Source organism: Ornithinicoccus halotolerans, from assembly GCF_009602535.1.
GTDB lineage: Bacteria > Actinomycetota > Actinomycetes > Actinomycetales > Dermatophilaceae > Ornithinicoccus > Ornithinicoccus halotolerans.
Window position 1 is genome coordinate 86,694 of the sequence record NZ_WIQI01000004.1, and the last position, 6,194, is coordinate 92,887.

Here is a 6,194-nt window from a genome sequence, read left to right on the forward strand (position 1 = left end):
CCGGCAGCGCGACGAGACCGACCGGAAGGTGAACCGTGGGCCCGAGCGTCGAGATCCCCCGCAGCCGGGACGGGAGCGTGCACGTCACCGACGAGCGCATCAACACGCTGTCCCACCTGGTAGGGGCCTGCCTGGCCGTGCTCGGCAGCGCGATCCTCCTCGCACACGCCGCGGAGCAGGGCGACCCGTGGCGGATCGTGGGGCTCAGCCTCTACTGCGCCTCACTGGTGACGCTGTTCGTCTGCAGCACGGTGCACCACGCCCTCGACCGGGGACCCCGGGTCAACGAGCTGCTGCGCACCCTCGACTACACCTCCGTGTTCTTCCTCATCGCTGGCACCGTGACGCCGATCGTGCTGGTGCTCTACCGCACCACGTTCGGCTGGGCGGTGCTCGGAGCGGTCTGGGTCATCGCCGTCGTCGGCATCGTGCTGCGCTCGGTATGGCGCCAGCTGCCGAAGCCGGTGACCAGCACCCTCTACATCGTGCTGGGGTGGATGCCGGTCGCGCTGGTCGGCTCGGGGGTGCAGGTGCCGCTGGGGGCGCTGGCACTGATGGCGGCCGGCGGGCTGGTCTACAGCGTGGGCTTCGTCATCTTCGTCATCGAGCGACCCAACCCTGTCCCGGGAGCGTTCGGCTTCCACGAGCTGTGGCACCTGCTGGTGATCCTCGCCGCCGCGCTGCACTTCCTGCTCATGTACCGCTACGTGCTGCCAGCCTGACGAGACGCAGCGGCTCAGCTCACGTCCACGCCGGCCTCGCGCATCTGCCCCACCGCGGCCGTCGTGGTCTCCGGGGCGACCCCCGCGGTCAGGTCCAGCAGCACCCGGGTGGTGAAGCCCATCCGGGCCGAGTCGAGCGCGGTCGCCCGCACGCAGTGGTCGGTGGCGATGCCCACCACGTCGACCGTGTCGACACCGCGCTCCCGCAGCCAGTCGGCGAGCGCCACCGACCGACCCGCCTCCTCGGTGTGCCCCTCGAACCCGCTGTAGGCGGCGTCGTGGTGGCCCTTGCGGAACACCGCCGCCACCTGAAGGGCGTCAACGATCTCGGGGCGGAACTCGGCGCCGCGGGTGCCGGCCGCGCAGTGCACCGGCCAGCTGTCCACGAAGTCGGGCTCCTCGGACCAGTGCGCGCCGGGGTCGTGGTGCCAGTCCGCGGTGGCCACGACCTGGTCGTACTCACCGCGGTGGCGCAGGAGGTGCTCGTTGATGCGGCGGGCGGTCTCGATGCCGCCGTCGACCCCCATCGACCCGCCCTCGCAGAAGTCGTGCTGGACGTCGACGATCAGCAGGGCACGAGAGCTCATCCCGCCACGATAGAGCGGCTCAGGCGTCCTCCTCGACCTCCACCCGGGAGCCCTCGTCCTGGTAGACGGTGCGGATCGCCGGGTCGCCGTGGGACATCCGCAGCGCCCGGGAGGGCAGCTCGGCCCGGGCCATCGCGTGGTGCTCGCGGGCGGTGTGGGCGTCGGTGGCGGCCACCACCTCGCCGCCGCGGACCAGCGGCACCAGCAGCGACCGGTCGTCGCCGTCGTCGTGCGGGTGCTCCCCGATCCCGAGCACCTCCCGCTCGGCGACCCCCGCGGCGTTGCGCCGCCGCAGCGCGAACTTGCGCCCACCGATCGAGGTCTTGTCCCGGCTGGCCTTGGCCACCGCCTCCAGCTCACCGGAGTCGCCCTCCCTGGCGACCAGCTTGTAGACCATGCCGGCCGCCGGCGCCCCGGAGCCGGTCACCACCCGGGTCCCGACGCCGTAGGCGTCGACGGGGGCGGCCGCCAGCGCCGCGATGGAGTGCTCGTCCAGGTCCGAGGTCACCACGATGCGGGTGTCCCGGGCGCCCAGCTGGTCCAGCTGGGCGCGCACCTCGTGCGCCTGGGACACCAGGTCGCCGGAGTCCAGCCGGACGCCGCCGAGCTCGGGGCCGGCCAGCTCCACGGCCAGCTCGACCGCGCCGGTCACGTCGTAGGTGTCGACCAGCAGCGTCGTCGACAGGCCCAGGCTCTTCAGCTGCGAGGCGAACGCCGAGCGCTCGTCGTCGTGCAGCAGCGTGAACGAGTGCGCCGCCGTGCCCATCGTCGGCACCCCGTGGGAGCGGCCGGCCTCCAGGTTGGAGGTGGCCTGGAAGCCGGCGATGTAGGCGGCGCGGGCCGCGGCCACCGCCGAGTGCTCCTCGGTGCGACGCGAACCCATCTCGATGCAGGGCCGGTCACCGGCGGCCGCGGTCATCCGGGAGGCGGCCGAGGCCACCGCGGAGTCGTGGTTCAGCATCGACAGCGCCAGCGTCTCCAGGACCACCCCCTCGGCGAAGGTCGACTCCACCACCAGCACCGGGCTGCCCGGGAAGTAGCACTCACCCTCGGCGTAGCCCCAGATGTCGCCGGTGAACCGGTAGTCGGCCAGGTAGTCCAGCGTGGGCCGGTCCACGACCCCGGTGTCGCCGAGGAACTCCAGCTCCGGGTCGCCGAAGCGGAAGTCCGCCAGCGCCTGCAGGAACCGGCCGGTGCCGGCGACGACGCCGTAGCGGCGGCCGTCGGGCAGGTGCCGGGCGAACGTCTCGAAGACGCACCGCCGGTGCGCGTGCCCGGAGGCCAGCGTCGCCTGCAGCATCGTCAGCTCGTAGTGGTCGGTCAGCAGCGCGGTGCTGGTGCGGGGACCGGTCGGTGGGCTCGGGTTCGGTGCGCTCACCCCCCAGACTTTAGAGTGGCAGGGTGTCCGAGCGACCCACCGAGCCGCCCAGCGGCCCCCCGACCGCCCCGGAGGAGGAGGGCCAGGTCGCGGTCCTGGAGCGTCCGGACACCGACGTCCCGTGGGTGACGCTGGTGTGGAACGACCCGGTGAACCTGATGAGCTATGTCACCTGGGTCTTCCAGACCCACTTCGGCTACCCCCGCGACAAGGCCGAGGCGCTGATGCGCCAGGTCCACCACGAGGGCCGGGCCGTGGTCTCCACCGGCAGCCGGGAGACCATGGAGGCCGACACCGAGGCGATGCACGCCTACGGGCTGTGGGCGACCTACCAGAGGGCCGGCTGAGTGGCCACCGCGTTCCGCCGGAAGGGCGGCCGGCTCGTCGGCAAGCTGGAGCCCGAGGAGCTCGAGGTGGTCCTCGAGCTGCTGCGGCTGACTCGGGGGTTCGTGGCCCCGGAGGAGCCGTCCGCCGGTGAGCCCGGTGCCGGCCAGGAGGGTGAGAGCCTGCGCGAGCTGGTGGCCGGGCTGGGAGACGAGGGGCCGGTCCCGGAGCCGGAGGACCCGGCGCTGCGGCGGCTGCTGCCGCCGGCGCACCGCGACGACCCCGAGCAGGCCGCCGACTTCCGCCGGCTCACCCAGCACAGCCTGCGCAGCCGCAAGGCGGCCACGCTGGCCACCGCGGTGGCGGCACTGGAGGAGGCCGACCCGCCGGTCGTCAGCCTCGACGAGGGCCAGGCGCACGCACTCGTGGTCGGGCTGACCGACGTGCGGCTGGTGCTGGGGGAGCGGCTGGGACTGGAGACCGACGAGGACGCCGAGCGCCTGCACGAGATGCTCCAGGAGGTGCTCGCCGGCCGGGAGCCGGCCGATGTCGACCCGCACCTGGTGCAGCAGGCCGCCTCCTACGACTTCCTCACCTGGCTGCAGGAGACGCTGACCTCGGCGCTGCTGCGCTGAGGGCCCGGGGCGGGGCCGGGCCCGGCTGCCTAGAATCGGGGCCACCATGAGCGCCCCCGACTCCCGCCCCGGTCCCGTCCGCCTCCGCGTCGCGCCCTCGCCCACCGGCGACCCGCACGTGGGGACGGCCTACATGTCGATGTTCGACCTGGCCTTCGTCCGGCAGCAGGGCGGGCAGTTCGTGCTGCGCGTCGAGGACACCGACCGCGCCCGGTTCCGTGAGGACAGCGAGCAGCAGGTCTACGACATGCTCTCCTGGCTGGGGCTGGACTGGGACGAGGGCCCGGACCGCGGCGGCCCCCACGGCCCCTACCGGCAGTCGGAGCGGCTGGACACCTACCGCCCCTACGCCGAGCGGCTGCTCGCCGAGGGCAAGGCCTACCACTGCTGGTGCAGCAACGAGCGGCTGGCGCAGATGCGTGAGGAGCAGCAGCGCGCCAAGCAGCCCACCGGCTACGACCGGCTCTGCCACGGCAAGACCCGCGAGGAGCGCGCGCAGCTGCCCGGCTTCAGCGACCAGCCGGTGGTGCGGATGCTGGTGCCCGAGGACGTCCAGCTGTCCTTCACCGACCTGGTCCGGGGCGAGGTGTCGGCGCCGCGGCCCGACGACCAGGTCATCCTCAAGGCCGACGGCTTCCCGACCTACCACCTGGCCGTCGTGGTCGACGACCACGAGATGGGCATCACCCACGTGGTGCGCGGGGAGGAGTGGATCTCCTCGACCCCCAAGCACATCCTGCTCTACCAGTGGCTCGGGCTGCCGGTGCCGCAGTTCGCCCACATGCCGCTGCTGCGGGACGAGACCAAGGCCAAGATCTCCAAGCGCCGGAACCCCGCCGCGCGGCTGACCTGGTTCCGGGAGCAGGGCTACCTGCCGGAGGCGCTGCTGAACTTCCTGGCGCTGCTGGGCTACCCGCCGATCATCGAGGCTGACGGCACCGAGCGTGAGGTGTTCACCTTCGCCGAGTTCACCGAGCGCTTCGACTGGGCCAAGGTCAACACCGTGGGCCCGGTCTTCAACCTGGAGAAGCTGAACTGGCTCAACGGCCACTACATCCGCGAGCTGGAGCTGGCGGACCTGGCCGCGCGGCTGCTGCCCTACCTGCAGCAGGCCGGCGTGCTCGGCCCGCAGCCGACGGCGGGGGAGCTGGCGCGGCTGCGCGACATCACCGCGCTGATCCAGACCCGGATCGGCCTGCTCACCGAGGCCGCCGACCTGGTCGCGCCGTTCTACCTGCCGGACGAGGAGATCGAGGTCGCCGACGACGCCCGCAAGCAGCTCAAGGGCGACGCCCCGGCTGCGCTCGGCGCGGCGATCGAGGCGCTGGAGCCGGTCTCCGGTCCCGCCGGTGACCCGCCGGGGGAGGAGACGGACACCGGGTGGCGGGCCGAGCGGATCGAGGCGGTGCTCCGGGAGGCGCTGGTGGAGGGGCTGGGCCTCAAGCCCCGGCTGGCGTTCGGGCCGCTGCGGGCGGCGGTCTCCGGTCGCCGGGTCAGCCCGCCGCTGTTCGAGTCCATGGAGATCCTGGGCCGGGACTCCACGCTGGCCCGGCTGCGCCGGCTGCGGGACGAGCTCGCCGGAGGCGATTTGGGCGCCGCCGGGAGCGACCGGTAAGGTAACTCCTCGGTTCGCCGCTCACGGCCGGACGTCCCCGGGACGTGCCAGTCCAGGCGGGGATACCCCCTTGGGGTATGGTGTAATTGGCAGCACGACTGATTCTGGTTCAGTTAGTCTAGGTTCGAGTCCTGGTACCCCAGCGCTGTGACGCCCGCTCGTCATCCCCGCCCGGCCCGCGCTGCGGATTCGGTGCGAAGGCGCTGATCGGGTAAGGTGTCGGCTCGGCTGACCAGCCGGAACAGCACGGCCCCGTTGTGTAGCGGCCTAGCACGCCGCCCTCTCAAGGCGGTAGCGCGGGTTCGAATCCCGTCGGGGCTACGCTCCCGAAGGCCCCCGACCACCCGGTCGGGGGCCTTCGTCGTCCGCCGGGGCCGGGGCGTCGAACCGGGACCGGGGCGCAGGTCAGCGGATGGTCTCCCCGGGGCCGATCCCGACGATCCACAGCCTGGTCACCACGGTCCCCTCCTGCTCCGGGTCCCCGGACAGCTGCAGGCTGACCCGCTGCCCCAGCCGCAGGTGACGCAGCGTGCTGGCGGCGAAGACACCGGCGTCGAACGGCACCACCCGGCCGCTGTCCAGCAGCACCCGCCCGGTGTCGGTGGCGGGGTCGAACTCGTGGACGGTTCCCTGCATCCTCTGGCCTCCTCCTGCCGGGCCGTGGCCGCTACGCCGTGGCCTCGCCGGTCAGTGCTGCTGCCGCCGACCCCAGCACCGCGGCGGTCCGCGGTCCCACGCCGAGCCGCGCCGCCTCCCGCAGCGAGCCGAGGTCGTCGACGTCGGTGCGCAGGCCGGGTAGGGGCAGCGCCAGCCGGGCGGCGTCACTGGCGTGCCGGTCGGCGGAGGCGTGGCCGAAGCGCGGCTCCAGCGGTACCCCCGGCGCGGCGGTCAGCAGCGCGGTCCCGGTGCCCTGCCGGTCGGGGACGACCGCCC

The 6,194-nt window shown here is 73.2% G+C and carries 7 protein-coding genes, 2 tRNA genes and 1 pseudogene; 6 read left to right on the forward strand and 4 right to left on the reverse strand.

The annotated features are described in order from the left end of the window. Positions 1-35: 35 nt before the first annotated feature. Complete coding sequence (gene trhA, locus GFJ45_RS02040; protein WP_153393597.1) at positions 36-722, forward strand: PAQR family membrane homeostasis protein TrhA; 687 nt, start codon at positions 36-38, stop codon at positions 720-722. A gap of 14 nt (positions 723-736) precedes the next feature. Here trhA and GFJ45_RS02045 read toward each other — a convergent pair whose 3' ends face one another. Both GFJ45_RS02045 and GFJ45_RS02050 read right to left on the reverse strand, forming a co-directional pair. Beyond that, a complete protein-coding gene (locus tag GFJ45_RS02045; protein WP_153393599.1) occupies positions 737-1,309 on the reverse strand; it encodes an isochorismatase family protein in 573 nt (190 codons plus the stop codon). A gap of 19 nt (positions 1,310-1,328) precedes the next feature. Next, on the reverse strand, positions 1,329-2,687 hold the full coding sequence (locus GFJ45_RS02050; protein WP_228386364.1) for a nicotinate phosphoribosyltransferase: 1,359 nt from the start codon (positions 2,685-2,687) through the stop codon (positions 1,329-1,331). Between the two features lie 23 nt (positions 2,688-2,710). Between GFJ45_RS02050 and clpS the strand changes: the two genes are divergently transcribed. The 5 genes from clpS (at position 2,711) to GFJ45_RS02075 (ending at position 5,582) form a co-directional block, all read left to right on the forward strand. Further along, the gene (clpS, locus tag GFJ45_RS02055; protein WP_153393602.1) at positions 2,711-3,034 is read left to right on the forward strand and encodes an ATP-dependent Clp protease adapter ClpS; all 324 of its coding nucleotides are present in this window, start codon (positions 2,711-2,713) and stop codon (positions 3,032-3,034) included. Further along, positions 3,035-3,646, forward strand: a complete 612-nt coding sequence (locus GFJ45_RS02060; protein ID WP_153393604.1) for a DUF2017 family protein — start codon at positions 3,035-3,037, stop codon at positions 3,644-3,646. It begins immediately after the preceding gene. Between the two features lie 46 nt (positions 3,647-3,692). Then, a complete protein-coding gene (gltX, locus tag GFJ45_RS02065) occupies positions 3,693-5,261 on the forward strand; it encodes a glutamate--tRNA ligase (protein ID WP_153393606.1) in 1,569 nt (522 codons plus the stop codon). Between the two features lie 71 nt (positions 5,262-5,332). Then, positions 5,333-5,404: transfer RNA gene (locus GFJ45_RS02070), tRNA-Gln, on the forward strand. Between the two features lie 105 nt (positions 5,405-5,509). Beyond that, a tRNA-Glu gene (locus GFJ45_RS02075) sits at positions 5,510-5,582 on the forward strand. 84 nt (positions 5,583-5,666) lie between these two features. On the opposite strand, the gene GFJ45_RS02080 is transcribed toward GFJ45_RS02075, so the two are convergent. Then, a complete protein-coding gene (locus GFJ45_RS02080; protein ID WP_153393608.1) occupies positions 5,667-5,897 on the reverse strand; it encodes a hypothetical protein in 231 nt (76 codons plus the stop codon). A 31-nt stretch (positions 5,898-5,928) separates the two neighbouring features. Further along, positions 5,929-6,194: pseudogene (locus GFJ45_RS16225) on the reverse strand (hypothetical protein); the annotation flags it as partial.

What these genes read in the sequence shown, in the direction of transcription:
- GFJ45_RS02080 (WP_153393608.1), bottom strand. Translation starts at nt 5,897, where the DNA reads ATGCAGGGAACCGTCCACGAGTTCGACCCCGCCACCGACACCGGGCGG.
- gltX (WP_153393606.1), top strand. Translation starts at nt 3,693, where the DNA reads ATGAGCGCCCCCGACTCCCGCCCCGGTCCCGTCCGCCTCCGCGTCGCG.
- GFJ45_RS02045 (WP_153393599.1), bottom strand. Translation starts at nt 1,309, where the DNA reads ATGAGCTCTCGTGCCCTGCTGATCGTCGACGTCCAGCACGACTTCTGC.